The sequence below is a fragment of the Azospirillum sp. HJ39 genome, assembly GCF_041507355.1.
Classification (GTDB): Bacteria; Pseudomonadota; Alphaproteobacteria; order Azospirillales; family Azospirillaceae; genus Azospirillum; species Azospirillum thiophilum.
In genome coordinates, this window is record NZ_CP167909.1 from 436,279 (window position 1) to 455,590 (window position 19,312).

General features: G+C 67.9%; 18 protein-coding genes. 2 read left to right on the forward strand and 16 right to left on the reverse strand.

The features are described 5' to 3' along the window. The first annotated feature begins 4 nt into the window (after nucleotides 1–4). Both ABMY26_RS09395 and ABMY26_RS09400 read left to right on the forward strand, forming a co-directional pair. Nucleotides 5–1,399: a YcjX family protein gene (locus ABMY26_RS09395; RefSeq protein ID WP_372395436.1), complete on the forward strand. Its 1,395-nt coding sequence runs from the start codon at nucleotides 5–7 to the stop codon at nucleotides 1,397–1,399. Continuing rightward, nucleotides 1,396–2,412, forward strand: coding sequence for a TIGR01620 family protein (locus tag ABMY26_RS09400; RefSeq protein WP_372395437.1), 1,017 nt, complete (start codon nucleotides 1,396–1,398; stop codon nucleotides 2,410–2,412). The genes ABMY26_RS09395 and ABMY26_RS09400 overlap by 4 nt, the downstream gene beginning before the upstream one ends. Before the next feature lie 13 nt (nucleotides 2,413–2,425). Here ABMY26_RS09400 and ABMY26_RS09405 read toward each other — a convergent pair whose 3' ends face one another. From ABMY26_RS09405 to ABMY26_RS09480, 16 genes are all read right to left on the reverse strand, one after another. After that, the gene (locus tag ABMY26_RS09405) at nucleotides 2,426–4,306 is read right to left on the reverse strand and encodes a hypothetical protein (RefSeq protein ID WP_372395438.1); all 1,881 of its coding nucleotides are present in this window, start codon (nucleotides 4,304–4,306) and stop codon (nucleotides 2,426–2,428) included. Beyond that, complete coding sequence (locus ABMY26_RS09410; protein ID WP_372395439.1) at nucleotides 4,293–5,408, reverse strand: chemotaxis response regulator protein-glutamate methylesterase; 1,116 nt, start codon at nucleotides 5,406–5,408, stop codon at nucleotides 4,293–4,295. Before ABMY26_RS09410 ends, ABMY26_RS09405 begins: the two co-directional genes overlap by 14 nt. Before the next feature lie 3 nt (nucleotides 5,409–5,411). Beyond that, entirely contained in the window at nucleotides 5,412–6,296 is an 885-nt protein-coding gene (locus ABMY26_RS09415; protein ID WP_372395440.1) for a protein-glutamate O-methyltransferase CheR, read from the reverse strand. After that, nucleotides 6,293–6,787, reverse strand: coding sequence for a chemotaxis protein CheW (locus ABMY26_RS09420; RefSeq protein WP_372395441.1), 495 nt, complete (start codon nucleotides 6,785–6,787; stop codon nucleotides 6,293–6,295). The genes ABMY26_RS09415 and ABMY26_RS09420 overlap by 4 nt, the downstream gene beginning before the upstream one ends. A gap of 97 nt (nucleotides 6,788–6,884) precedes the next feature. Continuing rightward, complete coding sequence (locus tag ABMY26_RS09425) at nucleotides 6,885–9,110, reverse strand: methyl-accepting chemotaxis protein (RefSeq protein WP_372395442.1); 2,226 nt, start codon at nucleotides 9,108–9,110, stop codon at nucleotides 6,885–6,887. A gap of 54 nt (nucleotides 9,111–9,164) precedes the next feature. Further along, nucleotides 9,165–9,617, reverse strand: a complete 453-nt coding sequence (locus tag ABMY26_RS09430; RefSeq protein ID WP_372395443.1) for a chemotaxis protein CheW — start codon at nucleotides 9,615–9,617, stop codon at nucleotides 9,165–9,167. Between the two features lie 31 nt (nucleotides 9,618–9,648). Continuing rightward, on the reverse strand, nucleotides 9,649–11,670 hold the full coding sequence (locus tag ABMY26_RS09435) for a chemotaxis protein CheA (protein WP_372395444.1): 2,022 nt from the start codon (nucleotides 11,668–11,670) through the stop codon (nucleotides 9,649–9,651). Further along, nucleotides 11,667–12,035: a response regulator gene (locus ABMY26_RS09440; protein WP_372395445.1), complete on the reverse strand. Its 369-nt coding sequence runs from the start codon at nucleotides 12,033–12,035 to the stop codon at nucleotides 11,667–11,669. The genes ABMY26_RS09435 and ABMY26_RS09440 overlap by 4 nt, the downstream gene beginning before the upstream one ends. Before the next feature lie 4 nt (nucleotides 12,036–12,039). Continuing rightward, nucleotides 12,040–12,363, reverse strand: a complete 324-nt coding sequence (locus ABMY26_RS09445; protein ID WP_372395446.1) for an STAS domain-containing protein — start codon at nucleotides 12,361–12,363, stop codon at nucleotides 12,040–12,042. A 738-nt stretch (nucleotides 12,364–13,101) separates the two neighbouring features. Further along, on the reverse strand, nucleotides 13,102–13,638 hold the full coding sequence (locus ABMY26_RS09450) for an arsenate reductase ArsC (RefSeq protein WP_372395937.1): 537 nt from the start codon (nucleotides 13,636–13,638) through the stop codon (nucleotides 13,102–13,104). Nucleotides 13,639–13,765: 127 nt separating this feature from the next. Continuing rightward, nucleotides 13,766–14,464: a pirin family protein gene (locus ABMY26_RS09455; RefSeq protein ID WP_372395447.1), complete on the reverse strand. Its 699-nt coding sequence runs from the start codon at nucleotides 14,462–14,464 to the stop codon at nucleotides 13,766–13,768. A gap of 136 nt (nucleotides 14,465–14,600) precedes the next feature. Further along, the gene (locus ABMY26_RS09460) at nucleotides 14,601–16,049 is read right to left on the reverse strand and encodes an ATP-binding protein (protein ID WP_372395448.1); all 1,449 of its coding nucleotides are present in this window, start codon (nucleotides 16,047–16,049) and stop codon (nucleotides 14,601–14,603) included. A gap of 107 nt (nucleotides 16,050–16,156) precedes the next feature. Next, a complete protein-coding gene (locus ABMY26_RS09465; protein ID WP_372395449.1) occupies nucleotides 16,157–16,837 on the reverse strand; it encodes an RluA family pseudouridine synthase in 681 nt (226 codons plus the stop codon). Between the two features lie 7 nt (nucleotides 16,838–16,844). Next, nucleotides 16,845–17,162, reverse strand: a complete 318-nt coding sequence (locus tag ABMY26_RS09470; protein ID WP_372395450.1) for a CcdB family protein — start codon at nucleotides 17,160–17,162, stop codon at nucleotides 16,845–16,847. Then, nucleotides 17,159–17,401: a type II toxin-antitoxin system CcdA family antitoxin gene (locus ABMY26_RS09475; RefSeq protein ID WP_372395451.1), complete on the reverse strand. Its 243-nt coding sequence runs from the start codon at nucleotides 17,399–17,401 to the stop codon at nucleotides 17,159–17,161. The genes ABMY26_RS09470 and ABMY26_RS09475 overlap by 4 nt, the downstream gene beginning before the upstream one ends. A gap of 121 nt (nucleotides 17,402–17,522) precedes the next feature. Beyond that, nucleotides 17,523–19,154: a fumarate hydratase gene (locus ABMY26_RS09480; protein WP_372395452.1), complete on the reverse strand. Its 1,632-nt coding sequence runs from the start codon at nucleotides 19,152–19,154 to the stop codon at nucleotides 17,523–17,525. Nucleotides 19,155–19,312 lie beyond the last annotated feature (158 nt).

The following is a 19,312-nucleotide window of genomic DNA, read 5'->3' on the forward strand; positions in this document are numbered from 1 at the left end:
GCCCGTGCGCATTCCCGATCTCAACAGCCTGTACGATGCCGGCAGCCGGCTTCTCCTCGAATCGACGGTCCGCGTCGGCGTCACCGGCCTGCGGCGGGCGGGCAAGACCGTCTTCGTCACCGCGCTCGTCGACAACCTGCTGAAGGCCGGGCGGCTGCCCTTCGTCGACGCGATGTCCTCGGGGCGTTTCCAGGCGGCCCGGCTGCGGCCCCAGCCCGATCCCGACGTGCCGCGCTTCGACTACGAAGGCCATCTGGCCGCGCTGACCGGTCCCGATCCCCATTGGCCGGAGCCGACGCGCGGCATCGGCCAGATGCGCGTCTCCCTGCGCTACCGCCCGGACTCGGTCCTGAAGCGGGCGGTGCAGCCGATGGCGACGCTGAACCTCGACCTCGTCGATTATCCCGGCGAATGGCTGCTCGACCTGCCGCTGCTGCGCCAGAGCTTCGCGGACTGGAGCGCCCTGACCCTGGAACTCGCCGCCCGGCCGCCGCGGGACGAACTGTCGGTCTCCTGGCGCGGCTGGCTCGCCACCATCGACCCGGCCGCCCCGGCGGAGGAGGAGACGGCGCGGCGCGGCGCGGCGCTCTACACCGACTATCTCCACGCCTGCCGCCGGGCCGACACGCTGCTCAGCCTGATCCAGCCCGGCCGCTTCGTCGAACCGGGCGACATGAAGGACGCGCCGCTGCTCACCTTCTGCCCGCTGTCCGGCGGCCAGCCCCAGGGGTCGCGCGGCCGCGGCAGCCTGTGGGCGCTGATGGAGGAGCGCTACGAGGCCTACAAGACCAACGTCGTCCGCCGCTTCTTCGCCGAGCATTTCTCCAGGCTCGACCGCCAGATCGTGCTGATCGACGTGCTGGGCGCGCTGAATGCCGGGCCGGCCGGGATGGCCGACATGAAGCGGGCGCTGGAGTTGAGCCTGGAGCCCTTCCGCCACGGCGCGTCCGGCTGGCTCGACTGGCTGTTCGGCAGCAGGATCGACCGGGTGCTGTTCGCCGCGACCAAGGCCGACCATATCGCCGCGCACCAGCATGCCCAGCTTCGCGCCCTGCTCGACCGGCTGGTCGGCGATGCCCGCAACGCCATCCGCTTCGAGGGCGCCGAGGTCGAGACCATGGCCATCGCCGCGCTGAAATGCACCGAAAGCGTGGTGACGGAGCATGAGGGCCGGCAGCTGCGCTGCGTGCGCGGCGTGCCGGTCGGGCGCGACCGCCCGACCGTGCTGTTCCCCGGCGAAATCCCGGAGGATGCCGAGGCCTTCCCGCCCGGCCGCGACCGCCCCTATAATTTCCTGTCCTTCCGCCCGCCCGACGATCTCGGCCGCGACCCGCGCGGCCTGCCGCACATCCGGGTCGATCAGGCCCTGCAATTCCTGCTGGGGGATCACCTGCAGTGACGGAGCGCGATCCCCCCCGCAGCGGCGCCGGCTGGATTCCGCCGATGGAGCTGGAGCTCGACCGTGCCGCGCCGCTGCCGGCGGAGGAGGAAGCGGCGCTGCTGACCGGATCGGGCGATCCCGCCGAGCTGCTGCCGGCCCCGGCGACCCCGGTGCGCACCACGCGCCGGCTGGGGCGCTGGCTGTTCGGGGCGCTGGCGGCGCTGGTGCTGGTGGCGCTGGGCTTCGACACCGCCGACCTGCTGGCCCGCGCCTTCGCCGCCAGCCTGGCGCTGGGCGTTCTGGTCGCGTTGCTGGCCGCGACCGCCGGCATCGCCGCGCTCGCCATGCTGGTGAACGAGCTGCTGTCGCTGCGCCGCCTGCGCCGGATCGAGGAACTGCGGGACGAGGCCGGACGGCTGGCGGCCGATGCCGCGGGCGGCCGGGCCGACCGCTTCGCCGGGTCGCTGGTGGCGCTCTACGCCGACCGGCGCGAACTGGCCCCGGCGCTGGCCCGCGTGCGCGACCATGTCACCGATGCCCATGACGAGCATGAGGTGGTGCGGCTGCTCGACCGCGAGGTGCTGGGCCCGCTCGACCGCGCCGCCTATCAGCGGGTGCTGCGCGCCTCGCGCGACACCGCGGTCGCCACGGCGCTCAGCCCGGCGGCGCTGCTCGACTTCGCGGTGGTGCTGTGGCGCAACCTCAAGCTGGTGCGGGAGATCGCCGCGCTCTACGGCGCCCGTCCCGGCTATGTCGGGTCGCTGCGGCTGCTGCGCCGGATGCTGGCCAACATCGCCGTCGCCGGGGTGACGGAAAGCGCCCATCATGTGGCGGTGGAGGCGCTGGGCGGCTCGCTCGCCGCGGCCATCTCGACCCGGATGGGGCAGGGGGTGATCAACGGGCTGCTGACCGCGCGGGTCGGGCTGACCGCCATGCATCTGTGCCGGCCCATCGCCTTCGGCCCCGACAACCGCCCCAGCCTCACCCGCATCAGGAAGGAGCTGCTGTCGCTGCCCAAGCAGGTGCTGTGAGCCGCCCCGCTGCCTACAGGAAGAAATCGTCCATGCCGGCCCCGTCGGCGTCGATGTGGGCCGGACTGACGGACGGGGCGATGCCGCCATGGATCAGCCGTTCGCTGTCCACGGTGTAGGTGTCGCCGAAGAGCCGGTGCAGGTCGCCGGCGACGTCTGCTCCATGCGCCGCGGCCGGCAGTGAGCCGGCGATCAGCGCCAGCCGCTGGGCGAAGCGTTCGGCGAACTCCTCCTGGCGCGGGCCGATGCCGAGCGGTGCCATCGCGGTGCCGAGCAGGCCCGATGCCGTCGCGCAGTCGCGGATCAGGGCCTGCAGCGCGCGCTCCTGGTCGGCCTGCAGCGTGCGCAGGATGCCCATCGCCACAGTCATCCGGTCGGTCAGCCCGGCCGCGGCCAGATGATCGTCGGCCGAGCGCCGGTCGAGATCGCCGGCCCGCTCCGATGCCGACCGGATCGCCTGGGCGATCGCTTCGGACACATCCTCGGTCCGGCGGCTGCATGCCCGCAGTTCCTGCGCGACGACCCCCAGCGCCCGGCCCGCCGGGCCGAGGCGGGTGCATTTCAAGGTGGTGTTCAGGCCCATCAGCCGCATGTCGACGTCGATGGAATGGATGGCGGCGACATCGCGCCTCATCGCTCCGAACCCGTCCGATACCTGGACGACCTGGGCGCGGATCACCTCGTCCGCGCGGCAATAGCGGTCCAACAGCTGCAAGGCGCGGTCGACTTCCGCGGCGACACCCTGCAGGAAGGCCGGCCCGGCTTCGCCGTCCCTCTGCGCCGCCGATGGCACCCCCGAGCCGAAGAGCCGCTGCGCCTCTCCGGCGATGGCCCCGGCATCCTGGAGCAGCCCGGCCAGATTGGCGGCCAGCGATGCGACCTGCTGGGCGAAGTCGCGGTTGGCATCGCGGCACTGGCGGCCCTGCAACTCGCAGATCGCCACCAACAGTTCGGCCCGCCGGCCCGGTTCCAGCGTCGCCAGCCAGCGGCGGTCGCTCCGCAGCAGGGTCGGATCGGCGTCGCCGGTCAGGGCCCGCAGCACCTCCAGCGCGTCGCCGATATGGGCAAGGCGCTGGCTGGTGACGTCGCCGACCTGGAGGTCGCCGATACAGCGGGCGATGCGGCGGCCGATCTCCTCCACCCGGTCGGCGAACCGGCAGGCGGCCTCGCGGACAGCGGCCCGGCGGGCCACCAGCGCGTCGAGGCTCCGGCGGAGCCGGGTTCCGGCATCGTCCAGATGGGCGCGGTTGTCGTGCTGGAAGCCGGCGGCGCTGCCCTTCGCCGTCGTGATCGCCGCGCGCAGCGTCACCAGCCGGGACGATGCCTTCGCCGTCGTCTCTTCGGCAAGCCGGTGCAGCCGGTCGATCTCCCGGTTGAAGACGCTGAAATCGTCGGTGGTGGAGCGGATCTGCACCGACTGGACCTTGGCGTTGATCGCCAGCGCGGTGATCTCGCCGATGATCGCCGACAGGTTGGTGAACAGCGCGGCCATCCCGGTCCCGGCCTGCTCCAGCCCGTCCAGCCCGTCCAGGGTATGCCGGGCGTTGCCGGCCAGCCCGTCGGTGCCGGAACAGACGCCGGTCAGCATGTCCACGGCCCGGCTGCCGTCCTCGCTGTCGATCAGGGTCGACAGGGCGCGGAACCGGTCGCCGATTGCGTTCAGCAGGCCCAGCGACCGGCCCAGCGCGTCGCCGACGCCGAGAAAGGTCGCCTCGATCGGAGCCGACGCCTCGCGGAGTTCAACGGTCAGATCGCGGAGCAGCCCGGCGGTGCTGTCCGGGACGGCCACCGAATCCTCGGCAGCGCGGGGACCTGGGGCGGCGAAGATGCTGTCCATACCGGAACCCTTCGGGAAATCGTCGTTCAGCTGCGGAGCGGTGTCAGGACCGGTCATGGCGCAGCATTTCGCGGGCGATGGAGGTCAACCCGACCACCTTCTCGGCGCCGCCGCGGGCAATCGCCTCCTTGGGCATCCCGAAGACGACGCAGCTCTCCTCGTCCTGGGCGAGGGTAAAGGCCCCGGCGTCGCGCATCTCCCGCAGGCCGGTGGCGCCGTCGTCGCCCATGCCGGTCATGATCACGCCGACCGCGTTGGCGCCGGCGCAATGCGCGGCCGACCGGAACAGCACGTCCACCGACGGCCGGTGGCGCGAAACCAGCGGTCCGTCCTTCACCGCCACCAGATAGCGGGCGCCGCTGCGCTGCAGCAGCATATGGCGGTTCCCCGGCGCGATCAGCACCTGGCCGCGCAGCACCGTGTCGCCGTCGCGCGCTTCGCGCACCGTGACCTCGCACAGCCCGTCGAGCCGGCGGGCGAAGGCGGCGGTGAAGCTTTCTGGCATGTGCTGAACCACGACGATGCCCGGGCTGTCGGCCGGCAGGGCCTCCAGGACCTCGCGCAGCGCCTCGGTGCCGCCGGTCGAGGCGCCGATGCAGACCACCCGTTCGGTGGTGCGCGCCATCGCGCCGCCGGTCTTCCCGCCCAGCGTGGGGGCCGGCATCATGACGTCGGCGTTGAGCTTCGGTTCCGGCGAACGGGTGCGCGCGGCTCCGGTTCCCGCTCCCGTGGCACCGGTGGCCCGCGGCCGCGGCTTTGCCCGTGCGGCGGCCTTGACCGTGTCGCAGATGCGGACCTGGGCGTCGAGCAGGCTCTGGCGGGTGTCGATCCGCGGCTTCAGGATGACGTCGACCGCCCCGGCTTCCAGCGCCTGCATCAGCGTCTCGCTGCCGTCCTCCACCAGCGAGGAGCACATCACCACCGGGATCGGGTGCTGGCTCATCAGCTTGCGCAGGAAGGTGATGCCGTCCATCCGCGGCATCTCGACGTCGAGGGTGATGACGTCGGGGGCCTCCTCGCCGATGCGCCGGACGGCGGCGTAGGGATCGGCCGCCGCGCCCATCACCTCGATCGCCGGGTCCGAAGACAGGATGTCGGTCAATGTCCGCCGGACGGTTGCGGAATCATCGACGATCAGCACGCGGATTTTGGCGCCCATGTCTCAACTCCGGATGAAGGTGGCGGACGCGACCTGGGTCAGGGGCAGGTCCATGTTGGTGATGGTTTCGCTGTGGCCGACGAACAGGTAGCCGCCGTGCCGCAGATGCTGGCAGAGCTTGTGCAGAACCGCCTTCTGCGTCGGCTTGTCGAAATAGATCAGGATGTTGCGGAAGAAGATCACATCCATGTCGGTGGCGACCGGATAGACCGGGTCCATCATGTTCAGATGGCCGAAACGGACGGCCTGGCGGATGGACGGCACCAGCCGGATCGAGGGATTGGCGCCGTCGCGCGACCGCATCAGGTAGCGGGAGGCGAATGGCGCCGGGACCATCTTCGCCATCTCGAAGGGATAGACGGCCAGCTTGGCGGCGGCCAGCGCCTCGGTACAGATGTCGGTTCCGATGATCTCGTGGCGGATCGGCGTGCCGGCCCGCTCCTGCTCCTGGAACAGCATGGCCACGGTGTAAGGTTCGGCGCCGGTCGAGCAGGCCGCGCTCCAGATCTTTATCGGGCGGTCGATGCCGGGACGATGGGGCAGGCGCGTCAGCGTGGGGATGGCGGTGCCGACCAGGTAGCGGAAATGATCGATCTCGCGGAAAAAGTCGGTCTTGTTGGTGGTGACAGCGTCGATCAGGTCGCCCAGCTCAGCCTCCAGCGCCCCCTCGTCGAGCACATGGCGGCAGTAGGCGTGCAAGTCCGGCAGGCCCAGCGCCCGCACGCGGCGGCGCAGGCGGCCTTCCACCATCGTCCGCTTGGACGCCGGCATGCGGATGCCGCAGTGGCGCTCGATGATCGCCGCCAGGCGCTCGAAGTCACTGGGGGTCAGGCCGTCCTGGCCGAGCGTCCTGGCCGGTGCCGGGGACGGATCCTCCGTGTCGCTCATGACACCGCGTCCGGCAGGCTCAGCAGCACCGCATCGTCACCGGCGAACAGGCGGGCGATGTCGAAGACGATGACGAAGGTTCCGTTGGCGCGGCCGATCGCCTGGATGCAGTCCGACCGCCACCGCCCGCCGACCTGGGGCGGCGCCTCCAGCGCGTGGCCGTCCAGTGCCGTCACTTCGAACACGCGGTCGGCGACGACCCCGATCCGGAGCGGCTGCCCCTCCAGCGGCACGTCCAGCACCAGAATGCGGGTGTGCGGTGTCGTCTGTACCGCCGGCAGGCCGAGCTTGATCCGCAGATCGACCGTCGGCACGCCCTGTCCGCGCACGTCGATCATGCCGACGAGGCTCGGCGGTGCGTGCGGCAGCCGGGTGACCGGCTGCATGTCGAGGATCTCGCGGACGATGCCGACCTCGATGGCGAAGACCTCGCGGTCGATGCCGATGGTCACATATTGCGCCGGTTCGCGCGGCGCTGCTGCGCTGGTCATGGATGGGCGCCGCTCCTCGGGCTGGGGGATAGCGGGTTGGACGAAATGGGACGGCGCCGGCTGCGCGCCGTCCCCCGGTGGTGGTCGGGAACGGAGGTCAGAAGGTGGCGTAGCGGCCGTCGAGGTCGTCCGGACCCTTGCCGGCCTCGAGTGCGATCTTCACTCCGCGGTCCTTGCCGTTCGGCTTTCCTGCCGGCTTGTGCGACGGGCCGTTGGCAGCGGACGGAGCGGGGCGACGGTTGGCGGGGGCCGGATGGGCCGCGGCGCGCGGGGCCGGCGCCGGAGTGGCCGTCCGGGCGGCGGGGCGGCGGGCGCCCTGTTCCTCCACCACGAAGTAGGAGATGGTGTCCTGGAGCTGCGTCGCCATCGAGGACAGCTCTTCGGACGTCGCGGCCATCTGCTCCGATGCGCTGGAGTTCTGCTGCGTCACCTTGTCGAGCTGCTGGATCGCCTGGTTGATCTGCTCCGCCCCGATGTCCTGTTCGCGGCAGGCGGCGCTGATCTCCTCGACCAGTTCGGCGGTCTTGCGGATGTCGGGCACCAGACGGGCCAGCATCTGCCCGGCCTCCTGGGCGATCTTGGTCGATTCGGTGGACAGCGAGCTGATCTCGGCCGCCGCTCCCTGGCTGCGTTCGGCCAGCTTGCGCACCTCCGAGGCGACGACGGCGAAGCCGCGGCCGTGTTCGCCGGCACGCGCCGCCTCCACCGCGGCGTTCAGCGCCAGCAGATCGGTCTGGCGGGCGATCTCCTGCACGATGCTGATCTTCTCGGCAATGGTCTGCATCGCCTGCACGGTCCGGCTGACCGCCTCGCCGGACGCCTGGGCGTCCTTGGAGGATTGCCGGGCGATCTTCTCGGTCTGGGTGGCGTTCTCGGCATTCTGCTTGATGTTGGCCGCCATCTCCTCCATGGAGGCCGACGCCTGCTCGGCGGCCGATGCCTGCTCGGTGGCGCCCTGCGACAGCTCTTCGGAACTGGCCGACAGCTCCTGGCTGCCCGCCGCGACGTTGTCGGCGGCCGACGAGGCGTCGGTGACGACCATGCGCAGCTTCTCCAGCATGGTTTCCAGCGCCATGCCCAGCGTGTCCAGGTCGGACAGCGGTTTCGCCTGGACCGTCAGGTTGCCGCGGGAGATCTCGTCGGCGATCCCGGCGGTCGTCCGCAGATTGGCGGTCATGCCGTTCAGCGCACTCACCAGATCCTTGATCTCGTCGTCGCTCGACACCTCCACCTGCTGGCCGAGATCGCCGATGGCGACGGCGTTGGCCAGACCGACCGCCTTGCCGAGGCCGCGGGCGATAGAGATGGCGATGTAGGCGCCCGCGATGATGGCGATCAACAGGGAGAGCGAAACCGCGCCGATGGTGATCATGCGGATCTGGGTATAGGTGGTGTCGGCCTGCTGCTTGTCGTCGGCCATGCCTTTTTCGGCGGAAGCGACCAGATCGCTGGACGTCTGCGCCAGCTTGCTGGCGGCGGTCCGCACCTCGCCGAGCGACAAGGTCAGTGCCTTGACCTCGGTGTTCTTGCGCGCCAGTGTGACCAGCTCGTCGGTAAACCGTTCATACGCGCGGTATTTGTCGAGGAAGCCGGTGAAGACGCGGATATCCTCGTCGGCGGTCAGCTGGGCACGGATCTGGTCATTCTGCTGGGAAATGTTCTTCAGCAGATCCGGCAGCGGCTTCAGCGCGGCTTCGGTTCCGGCATCGTCGGACACCAGCAGGGCATTGCGGAGGATGACACGCGCCTGTGTCCAGTCGGTCGTCATCCGCCGGACCCGCTGGGCAATTGCAACTTGTTCCGCGGTGGGCTGACCGCCCTTCTCGACCCGGTCCAGCAATGGGCGCAACGCTTCCGATGCCGCATTGACGACCTCGTTGCCGCTGCCCATGAGCAGCTCGACGCCCTGCTGGTTCGACCGGATTCGTCCGAGCACGCGCACCTTGTCCTGGGCGGCGGTGAACTCTCCGATCAGGCTTTCGACCTGCACGGCCTTCTTCACGCCTTCCGCGTCGGCGATGCGACGGTATTGCTCCACCGCCGCCTTCAGCTCATCGCGCCGGGTCAGTATCGCCTTGTCGAAGCGCTCCAGATCCTCCGGTGCGCTCGACAGCAGGAGATTCTTTTCCTCGCGCTGGATGACGTAGACCAGCGCCGGGATCTGGCGGGCAACGTTGATCCGTTGCGCCGAGACGCTGACCAGTTCCTCGATCTTCTGGCTCAGGTCCGACAGGCCGTTGATCGCGATGCCCGCGGTGACGGCGGACAGCAGGATGACGGTGCCGAAAGCCGCGACGATTTTGGTTTTTATGGAGATGCGCATGGTCGTTCCTCGCTACGCGAGCCTGTGGGAGTCCGACGGTCGGCAGGCCGTGATTCAGTGGGTCGTGAAGATGCGGACGATGTCCGGGATGACGATGAAATCGGTGCCGCGCTTGCCGATGCCCTTGATCAGGTCGGGGTTCCAGCGCATGCCGATGTCGGGGGTGTCCTCGATCGAGGCGCCGGTGATGCCGGTCACCTCATAGACCTTGTCGGCCAGCAGCCCGACCACGGTCGGCTCCCCGTCGAGTTCGATTTCGACCACGACGATGCGGGTGTCGATCGTCGGCGGGGTGCGCTCCATGCCGAACCGGATCCGCAGATCGGCCAGCGGCACCACCTTGCCGCGCACATTGATGAGGTGGCCGACCATCGCCGGGGCGCCCGGCACCTCGGTCTGGGGAACGAGGTCGAGGATCTCGTGCACGGCATTGGCGTCGATGGCGAAGATCTCGCCGCCCAGACCCAAGGTCAGCGCCTCGAAGGAGCGGTTGTCGTTGGCTGTCATGTCGGGCCTCCCTGGCTTGCCGGAGCGTCGTTCATGAGGCTTCCTTCCGCTGGTCCTGCGATTGCCCGGCGGCGACGACCTGGGCGATGTCCAGGATCAGCGCCACCGATCCGTCGCCCAGGATCGTCGCGCCGGAGAAGTTGGCGACATCGGCGTGCAGCTTCGACATCGACTTGATGACCGTCTGGTGGTCGCCCAGCACCTGGTCAACCACCAGCCCGACCCGCCGGTCGCCATTGGAGATGATGACCACCTTCTGGTAGGGATCGGGCGGATGGGTCACGCCGAAGCAATCGCGCAGGCGCAGGAACGGCACGAGGGAATCGCGGATGTTGAGGAAGCTGCGTCCGGAATGGCGCCGGCCCTCGGGCGGCAGCTCGACGCACTCCTCCACCGCGAACAGCGGGATGACGTAGCGGCCCTGTCCGACCCGGACCAGCAGCCCGTCGATGATCGCCAGCGTCAGGGGCAGGCCTAGCGTGATCTCGGTCCCGCCGCCGGGCGTGCTGGACACGTCGATGGTGCCGCGCAGCGCATCGACGGTGCGCTTGACCACGTCCATGCCGATGCCGCGCCCCGACACGCTGGTCAGCGTCCGTGCCGTCGAGAAGCCGGGATGGAAGATCAGCTGGAACAGCTCGGCGTCCGACAGCTTGACGCCCGGCTGGATCAGCTCGTGCTCCTCCGCCTTGGCGCGGATGCGGTCGCGGTCCAGGCCGCGCCCGTCGTCGCGGATGGTCATCAGCACGCGGGTTCCGGCATGACGCGCGGACAGGTGAAGCTGTCCCTGGCCGGGCTTGCCCGCCGCCACCCGCTCGGCCGCCGGCTCCAGCCCATGGTCCAGGCTGTTGCGGATGATGTGGACCAGCGGGTCGTTCAGCCGCTCGATCATCGTCTTGTCCAGCTCGGTCTCCTCACCGGACAGGGTGAGCTGGACGTCCTTGCCCAGCTCCTGGGACAGGTCGCGGACGAGCCGGCGGAAGCGGCCGAACAGCGACCCGACCGGCACCATCCGGATGCCCATGGTGATGTCGCGCAGGCCGTTGGACAGCCGTTCGATCTCCTCGGTGACCGACTTGATCTGGAGGTCCAGGCTGTCGGCGATCAGCTGCTTCAGGCGGGCATGGGCGATCACCAGTTCGCCGACCTGATCCATCAGATCGTCGAGCCGCTCGGCAGGCACGCGGATCGAGTTGGCCGCAGGCTGTGCTTTCGCCGGCACGATGACCGGTGCCGTGGCTGGTATGGCGGCTGGCATGGCAGCCGGTCCGGTCCCGCCCCTTTCTTCGGTCGCGGCGGCGGGCTCCGCAGGGGACGGGCGTGCCGGTGCCGCGGCCGGATCGGGTGCCGCCGCGCCGGCCGGTCGGGCGACCGGCTCGATGGTCAGCTCGGTTTCGTCGATCACGAAGATGAACACATCCTCGATGGTCGAGCGCGGATGGGTCGTGGTCAGGACCACCTCCCAGCCGATATGGCAGCGGGTCGGCTCCAGCTCTTCCAGCGGAGGGACCGTGTCGGTCAGCGCGACGATCTCGGCCTTGCCCAGCCCCTGCAGTTCGTCGAGCAGCAACAGCGGGTTGGTTCCGCGCTCCAGCGCGTCGGGGGCGAGACGGAAGCGGATGCGCCAGCTTGCCGGTTCCTCCGCCGTGTCCCCTGCCGGTTGGGCCGCGTCGGGCGACGCGACGCTCTGCTCCGCAAGCCGGGCCAGGAGCCCTTCCCCTGTCGCGGCATCGGCGCTGGCGGGATCGTCGATCAGGATGCGGATGTGATCCTTGGCAGCCAAGGCGATGCCGATCAGGGCCGGCGTCGCGCTCAACTCGCCCCTGCGCATCCGGTCGAACGCACTTTCCAGATGGTGCGTGAAGCTCGCGGCGGCCTCGAACCCGAACATGGCGCCCGAGCCCTTGATCGTGTGCAGGGCCCGGAAGGCGGTGTCGAGCGGGTCGCGATCGGTCGGCCGCTGTTCCAGGCGGAGCAGCGCGGCTTCCAGATCGGCCAGAAGTTCCACCGACTCCTCGCGGAAGATCTGGCCTGGATCGGCATGCCCGGTCATGCGCCGATGATCTTTCGGACGACGCTGAGCAGCTGGTCCGGTTGGAACGGCTTGACGATCCAGGCGGTGGCCCCGGCGGCTTTGGCCTCGGCCTTCTTCCCGGCATCGGATTCCGTCGTCAGGAAGACGATCGGGATGCCGCGGTAGGCGGCCAGCGTTCGCAACTCGCGGATCAGGGTCAACCCGTCCATGTTGGGCATGTTCAGGTCGGTCAGCACCAAATTGAAGCTGCCCGTCTTCGCCTTGGCCAGCGCCTCGCGCCCGTCGGCGGCCTCCACCACCTGATAGCCGGCCGAAGACAGGGTCAGCTTGACCATCTGGCGCATGCTGGCCGAATCGTCGACGCTGAGAATGGTTTTCGCCATTGTGTTACGGCCCCCCGATCCAGAAATCATCATCGGGGCGGATCGCCCCGGACTTGTCGACAAATCCCCCTCGCTCCAGGACGTCGCGCAGCGGTGCCCCGAGCGGCTGGCTCATCTGCAGGACGATGCCGCGCCGTGCCGCGGTCACCCGTGCCGACAGCAAGAGCTGTATGAAGCAGACGTCGGCATCCGTGAGGCCGCGGCAATCCACCTCGACATGCGTCGTGGAGCCCAGCGCGTCCTGCAAGCGGTCGCGGACGGCCTCGATCGCCGACAGTGTCATGGAACCCGAGCACTCGACGGTTGCAGCATCGCGCAAGCCGGACATCGTGCGCCTTTCAATGATCGGAGGACGGCCCGGTCAAGCGGGCTTTTCGATCTCCATCTCTACAATATGACGCAAGGCGGGAATATTCGGGTCGTCCCCAATGATGGAGGGTGCTGCCCTAACGGAATTTTAATAATTATTTATCCACTGAGCAAGATAATTAAAATCATTTAGGAGAAATTGTAAAGTAAAACTATCAACATTATCATCAATGCTTTTGCTGAAAAGGCATATTCTGCAATAAAAAACAGGAATTATTTGAAATCATAAATGATCAATATCAGGATCAATGATTACGGTCGTCTGATGAGTGATGTGGCTCTATTGTTTTAGAATTTTGGGAAATGAGCTTCGAATTACCGAAAAGTGGGGTGCCGGCTGCGTTGGCTTGATCGAGCGGGAAGCCTGGAATCGGGGAATGAAGGCTCGATGCCGGCGGCTGGAGCGTGCCGGGTCATCGGAGCCGGCTTGGAAATGTCCAGGGGCGAGGCTGGGTGCGACCGGTAGGCTCTGCGCCCTTGGACTGGCGTCGGCCCTTCGCCTTGGCCATGCCGGTGTTCGTTTTTTCGTGCCGTCTCGCGCAATGCGGCCGGAGGCAGAGAGGAACCGGATCGGTCTGGTTGCCGATCCGATCCCGCTCAGGATGCCGGAGATTGACCGCTTGACCGCTTGATGCCTTTGGCGACGGGCACGTCGCTCCTATTGGAGCCGACCTGTCCAAGCCGATGGAAGCCGACTCTATTGCTGAGCGTCGGCCATCATGTCCATGTCGGAGCCGTGGACGGTGCCGATGGCATGCAGGGAGCTTTGCAGAGCCAGCCTGTCCAATTGTTCCACCCGCAGGCTGGCGAAGATCTTGATGCGGCTTTCCAGTTCGACATAGGTGCGGCGGAAGGCCATGCGGATGCGGTCCTCCGACCCGGTCGCAGCGACGGGATCCTCGACGCCCCAATGGGCGGTCAGTGGCGTCCCGTTCCACACCGGGCACATCTCTCCCGCGGTCTGGTCGCACACCGTGAAGACGAAATCGAGGGCCGGTGCGTCCGGCCGGGCGAAGTCGTTCCAGCTCTTGGAGTGCAGATTCTCGGTCGGCAACTTGAAGGCCTGAAGGGTGGCCAGCGTGTGCGGGTTGATCTGGCCGGCCGGGTGACTGCCCGCCGACCAGGCGTTGAAGCGGCCGGCACCCCAACGGCGCATCAGGCATTCCGCCATGATGCTGCGGGCGGAATTATGGGTGCACAAAAACAGGACGTTGTAGATCTTCTCGGTGCCCATCTGGTCTGCCATGGCCCACCCCTGGGTTCGGCCCGCCGGCGGGGCGCCGACGGGAACGGGACGGCGGCAATCCTGCCGCGCGCCCCGCTCCCGGTTCAAATCAAGCTTTTGTGTCAAGCCCGACCTGTCATGCCAGGTCGAAGATCAGCACCTCGGCCTCGTCGGCACGGTCCAGCGTCACCGCCTCCTCGTCCGTCAGTGCGGCGCCGTCACCAGCCTTCAACAGGGTGCCGTTGACATGCACCCAGCCGCGGGCGACCTGGACCCAGGCATGGCGGCCGGGGCGCAGGGCCAGCGTGGCGCTCTCCTCCCCGTCCAGCAGGGCGGCGTAGAGGTCGACATCCTGATGGATGGTGACGCTCCCCTCCCGTCCATCACGCGAGCCGACCAGCTTCAACCGGCCACGCTTTTCCGCCGCCGGGAAATCCGCCTGCTGGTAGCCGGGTGCCAGGTTGTTGGCCTCCGGCAGGATCCAGATTTGCAGGAAATGCACCGGCTCGGTGTCGGACGCGTTGTACTCGCTGTGGCGGATGCCGCGGCCGGCGCTCATCCGCTGGACCTCGCCCGGACGGATCACCGATCCGGTGCCGATGGAGTCCTTGTGCTCCAGCGCTCCGCTCAGCACGTAGGAGACGATCTCCATGTTGGCGTGCCCATGGGTGGGGAAGCCGGCGCCGGGGATCACGCGGTCCTCGTTGATCACCCGCAGCGCACGGAAGCCCATATGGGCCGGATCGAAGTAATGGCCGAAGGAGAAGCTGTGGTTGCTGTTCAGCCAACCCATGTTGGCGACCCCACGCTCGTCGCGATGGCGAATGGTCATCATGATGGAACCCTCCGTGCCCATTGGGCTTTCGTTGTCTGGAGGAGAATTTGGCACCGGAGGGTTTGGGGAACAATCCAGGCAAATCACACAAGATTGTTTCTACAGTGGGCACAATATCGGACCTATGCCGCTCCCCTTATCCCGCCAGCGGCACCCCCACCGCGAACACCGTCCCGCGCCCTTCGATGGATCGTACCGTCACCGGATGCCCCAGCAGCCGCGCCAGTCGTTCGACGATGGCAAGACCCAGCCCGATTCCTTCGCTGCGGTCCCGGTCGGGCCGGTCGAGCTGGACGAACTCCTCGAAGATGCGGGCACGGTCGGGGGCGGCGATCCCGCGGCCGGTGTCATAGACCTCGATCCACAGCGTTTCGCCGCGGGTGCGGCAGCCGACCAGAACGCCGCCGGCTTCGGTGTAGCGTATGGCGTTGGCGATCAGGTTGCGGACGATGCGCTCCAGCAGCGCCGGGTCGCTGCGCACCACCGCGCCAGTCGGGACGGCGCGCAGCCGCAGTCCCTTCGCCTCCGCCAAGCCGGCGAACTCCGCCTCCAGCTGGTCGAGCAGGGGGGAGAGCGGCAGGTCGGCCGGCTTCGGCGTCACCACTCCCGATTCCAGCTTGGAGATGTCGAGGATCGCGTTCAGCAGGTCGCGCATCGACCGCTGCGCCGCCTTCAGGTCGGACAGCAGCGCCACCGCCTTGCCGCTCTGGGGCTGGCGTTCCAGCATGCCGGTGAACATGCCGATGGCCTGCAGCGGTTGCTGGAGATCGTGGCTGGCATGGGCAAGGAAGCGGGATTTGGCGCGGTGCGCCTGCTCGGCGGCGGTCTTGGCGGCATGCAGTTCCGCCGTCCGTTCGCGCACCTGCTGTTCCAATGTGGCGTTGGCCCGTTCGATGGTTTCGGCCATGCGCAGGATTTCGGTGAACTGGCGGCGCACCTGCCGGGTCATCGGCCGGAAGATCGCCAGCGCCTCCACCGCCAGGATCAGCAGGGTCGCCAGCAAGGCCGCTAGCCCCAGCTGGTGGAGGGTGTGGAAACCGGCCTCCCCCTCCTCCTGGTACAGGGCCACCATATCTTCCAGCCGGTCCAGCAGCGGGCCGAGCGCCTGGGCGGTGATGCGGTCCGCTTCCGCCGGGTCGGGCGGATTGCCGGCCGCTGCGGCGGCGATCACCCGGCGCAGGGCGGCGATATGATCGGTTACCACCGGGTCGAGCGGATCGGGACCGTCGTGGAACAGGTCGCCCGGCGGCGGCCCGAGTGGCGGCCCTTCCTTCGACCCGGCCCGGCCGCTCAGCCGGCGGTGGGCCGTTTCGAAGATGTCGGTAGCCTCGGACAGCCTTTGGGCAAGCTCGGCGCGTGCCGACGGATCGGTGACGGTCTTCAACTGCTCGACCAGCAGAGCCGTCCGTTGCGACAGCATGCGTTGCCGGCCGGAGACGTTGACGACCTCCAGCATGCGTTCGTGCTGGCCGATCACCCGTTCGGTCATGACGAAGCCGGCAAGGGTGCCCAGCGCGATCAGCATCAGCGCCAGGGCATAGCGCACGGTCATCCAGCGGGCCGTGGTCGTGCCGATCGGTATCATGCGCTTTTCCCCGGCCCCGTCATGGGGCGGCCTCATGAGGCTGCATCATGGGGTGGTTTGCCGCATCGCGGCAATGGTTACGGCAACGGCCTGGCCTCGCGGAGGCTCTATGAAGCCTCGGTGAAGCCGCAGGCGGCCAATGCGGCCTGCATGTGCGGCGGGACCGGCGCCACCGCTCCCACCGGGTCGCGCTTCGGGTAGAGCGGCAGCGAGATGGCGCGGGAATGCAGGTGAAGCGGCTTGCCCTCCGGCCCGCCATATTGCGGGTCGCCGACCAGGGGGCAGCCGATGGAGGCGCAGTGGACGCGGATCTGGTGGGTACGGCCGGTGTGCGGCGTCAGCTCCAGCCAGGTCAGACCGTCCGCCTGTCCGCGCACGACATAGTCGGTCACCGCCGTCTGCCCGTCGGGCGACCCGACGATGCGCCAGCCCCCGGTCTTGTTGGAAACCTTGGCGAGGGGCAGCTCGATCCGTCCGGACTCCTGCGGCGGCGTGCCGGCGACCACCGCCCAATAGGTCTTATCGACCTTGCCGTTCTGGAACAGGATGCCGATCTTGCGCAACGCCTTGGCATGGCGGCCCAGGATCAGGCAGCCCGAGGTGTCGCGGTCCAGCCGGTGGGCGAGGGACGGCGGCTTGGGAAAGCCGAAGCGGAGTGCGTCGAAATGCCGCTCCAGGTTCGGGCCGCCGGCTGGACCGGCATGAACCGGCAATCCGGGGGGCTTGTCGAGGATCAGCATCAGCCCGTCGCGGTACAGGATGCGCTCTTGGATTTGGGCGGGTGTCACGGGCAACTCATCCCCAGGCACGGGAAATCAGGAGGTCGATGGCGGCGATGATGCGGTCGCTGTCGTCGGCAAGGGAGCCAGTTCTGTCACCGAGCTGGTCGGCACGGACCGAAACAGTCTGCAACGGATGAAGGACCACCGAGCGGTCTTCGATCTCGAAGGACGGATTCCGTTCCGGATCGATCGGAGGTTCGGCACGCTTGTCCACCATCGGAATTATGACGCGGCTGCGTGCGGCATCGAATCTACGGGACTGGATGACGACGACAAATGGTATGAACTGACGGCGGGCGCCCGTGTTTCGATGGACGTCGAATTGGCTCATAGGACGTCGTTGGCGTACTGTTCGGCAAAGGAGCCGTGCTTTTCGTCGAACATGTTCCAGGCTTCTATCGTGGCGTCCAGGCGGCGCTCACGCTCGGCCTTCGCCAATTCGTCCACAAGCAACTTCTCGACCCGCTCCGACAGGTCGCCGGGAAGGGATTTTGCACGCTGAAGGATATCCTCGTCCAGGGAGAGGATGACGTCCTGCTTGTGTGTGCGCCGATCATGAACCCCGTCCATCGGAAAGCCCTCCGCAAACCATCGGCATTGAAGATAGGCTTTCCCCCTGCCGCCCGGCAAGCGGACAGGGGAAAGGGCGCGGACCCCATCGGCGCCGCGCCCCCTTGTATTTGGCCTCCGATCAGGCGAGCTTCAATTCCTTGAAGAAGTCGTTGCCCTTGTCGTCGACGATGATGAAGGCGGGGAAGTCCTCCACTTCGATGCGCCAGATGGCTTCCATGCCGAGTTCGGGATACTCGACGCACTCCACCTTCTTGATGCAGTCCTGGGCGAGACGGGCTGCGGCACCGCCGATCGAGCCGAGATAGAAGCCGCCATGCTGCTTGCAGGCCGCCGTCACTTCCGCGCTGCGGTTGCCCTTGGCCAGCATGACCATGGAGCCGCCGGCCGCCTGGAACTGGTCGACGAAGCTGTCCATGCGGCCGGCCGTGGTCGGTCCGAAGGAGCCCGAGGCGTAGCCTTCCGGCGTCTTTGCCGGGCCGGCGTAATAGATCGGGTGGTTCTTGAAGTAGTCGGGCAGTGGCTCGCCGGCATCGAGCCGGGCGCGCAGCTTGGCATGGGCGAGGTCGCGGGCGACGATCAGCGGACCGGTCAGCGACAGGCGGGTGCGGATCGGGTATTGGGACAGCGTGGCGCGGATCTGCTCCATCGGCTGGTTCAGGTCGATCTTCACGACCTCGCCCGACAGATGCTCGTCACCGATCTCCGGCAGATACTGGGCCGGATCGGTCTCCAGCTGTTCCAGGAAGATGCCGTCCCTGGTGATCTTGCCCACCGCCTGACGGTCGGCCGAGCAGGACACGCCGACGCCGATCGGCATCGAGGCGCCGTGGCGCGGCAGGCGGATGACGCGGACGTCGTGGCAGAAATACTTGCCGCCGAACTGGGCGCCAATGCCCATGTTCTGGGTCAGCTTATGGACCTCGGCCTCCATCGCCAGATCGCGGAAGGCGTGCGCGTCCTCGCCGCCCTCGGTCGGCAGGTTGTCGAGATAGCGGGCCGACGCCAGCTTCACCGTCTTCAGGTTCTGTTCGGCCGACAGGCCGCCGATGACGATGGCCAGATGGTAGGGCGGACAGGCCGAGGTGCCGAGATAGCGGATCTTGTCTTCCAGGAACTTCAGCAGCCGGTCGGGCGCCAGTACCGACGGCGTGGCCTGGTGCAGGAAGGTCTTGTTGGCCGACCCGCCGCCCTTGGCCATGAACAGGAACTTGTAATAGTCCTCGCCCTCGGAATAGATGTCGATCTGGGCCGGCAGGTTGTTGCGGGTGTTCTTCTCCTCGTACATGGAGATCGGCGCCAACTGGCTGTAGCGCAGGTTGCGCTTCAGGTAGGCGTCGCGCGCACCTTCCGACAGTGCCTGCTCGTCGCCACCCTTGGTGAAGACGCGGCGGCCCTTCTTGCCCATGATGATGGCGGTGCCGGTGTCCTGGCACATCGGCAGCGTGCCGGCGGCGGCGATGTTGGCGTTCTTCAGCAGGTCGAGCGCCACGAAGCGGTCGTTGGCCGACGCCTCCGGATCGTCGAGGATCTTGGCGAGCTGGGCCAGATGGCCCGGGCGCAGCAGATGGTTGATGTCGGCGAAGGCCGCCTCGGCCAGCAGACGCAGGCCTTCCGGCTCGACCTTCAGGATCTGTTCGCCGTCGAATTCGGTGACGGAGACGTGATCGGAGGTCAGCTTGCGGTAGGTCGTGTCGTCCTTGGCGAGCGGAAACAGGCCGGCTCCGCGGGCTGAGGCGATGTCGTCGGGCATTGGGGGCGTTCCTTTATGACGATCCTGGCGTGACGATCCTGGCATGACGATCCAACTGCGTCCGCTCGCCTTCGCGGAACGCGCCCGGCCGGGCGCGCGAAGGGGAACAAGCCGCGCTCGGCCCCCTTATACACCGCTGCGGGACGAAGACAACCGTC

Coding starts and splice junctions, on each gene's coding strand:
- ABMY26_RS09405 (WP_372395438.1), bottom strand. CDS start 4,306: ATGACCGGTCCTGACACCGCTCCGCAGCTGAACGACGATTTCCCGAAG.
- ABMY26_RS09410 (WP_372395439.1), bottom strand. CDS start 5,408: ATGGGCGCCAAAATCCGCGTGCTGATCGTCGATGATTCCGCAACCGTC.
- ABMY26_RS09415 (WP_372395440.1), bottom strand. CDS start 6,296: ATGAGCGACACGGAGGATCCGTCCCCGGCACCGGCCAGGACGCTCGGC.
- ABMY26_RS09420 (WP_372395441.1), bottom strand. CDS start 6,787: ATGACCAGCGCAGCAGCGCCGCGCGAACCGGCGCAATATGTGACCATC.
- ABMY26_RS09425 (WP_372395442.1), bottom strand. CDS start 9,110: ATGCGCATCTCCATAAAAACCAAAATCGTCGCGGCTTTCGGCACCGTC.
- ABMY26_RS09430 (WP_372395443.1), bottom strand. CDS start 9,617: ATGACAGCCAACGACAACCGCTCCTTCGAGGCGCTGACCTTGGGTCTG.
- ABMY26_RS09435 (WP_372395444.1), bottom strand. CDS start 11,670: ATGACCGGGCATGCCGATCCAGGCCAGATCTTCCGCGAGGAGTCGGTG.
- ABMY26_RS09440 (WP_372395445.1), bottom strand. CDS start 12,035: ATGGCGAAAACCATTCTCAGCGTCGACGATTCGGCCAGCATGCGCCAG.
- ABMY26_RS09445 (WP_372395446.1), bottom strand. CDS start 12,363: ATGTCCGGCTTGCGCGATGCTGCAACCGTCGAGTGCTCGGGTTCCATG.
- ABMY26_RS09450 (WP_372395937.1), bottom strand. CDS start 13,638: ATGGGCACCGAGAAGATCTACAACGTCCTGTTTTTGTGCACCCATAAT.
- ABMY26_RS09455 (WP_372395447.1), bottom strand. CDS start 14,464: ATGATGACCATTCGCCATCGCGACGAGCGTGGGGTCGCCAACATGGGT.
- ABMY26_RS09460 (WP_372395448.1), bottom strand. CDS start 16,049: ATGATACCGATCGGCACGACCACGGCCCGCTGGATGACCGTGCGCTAT.
- ABMY26_RS09470 (WP_372395450.1), bottom strand. CDS start 17,162: ATGAGCCAATTCGACGTCCATCGAAACACGGGCGCCCGCCGTCAGTTC.
- ABMY26_RS09475 (WP_372395451.1), bottom strand. CDS start 17,401: ATGGACGGGGTTCATGATCGGCGCACACACAAGCAGGACGTCATCCTC.
- ABMY26_RS09480 (WP_372395452.1), bottom strand. CDS start 19,154: ATGCCCGACGACATCGCCTCAGCCCGCGGAGCCGGCCTGTTTCCGCTC.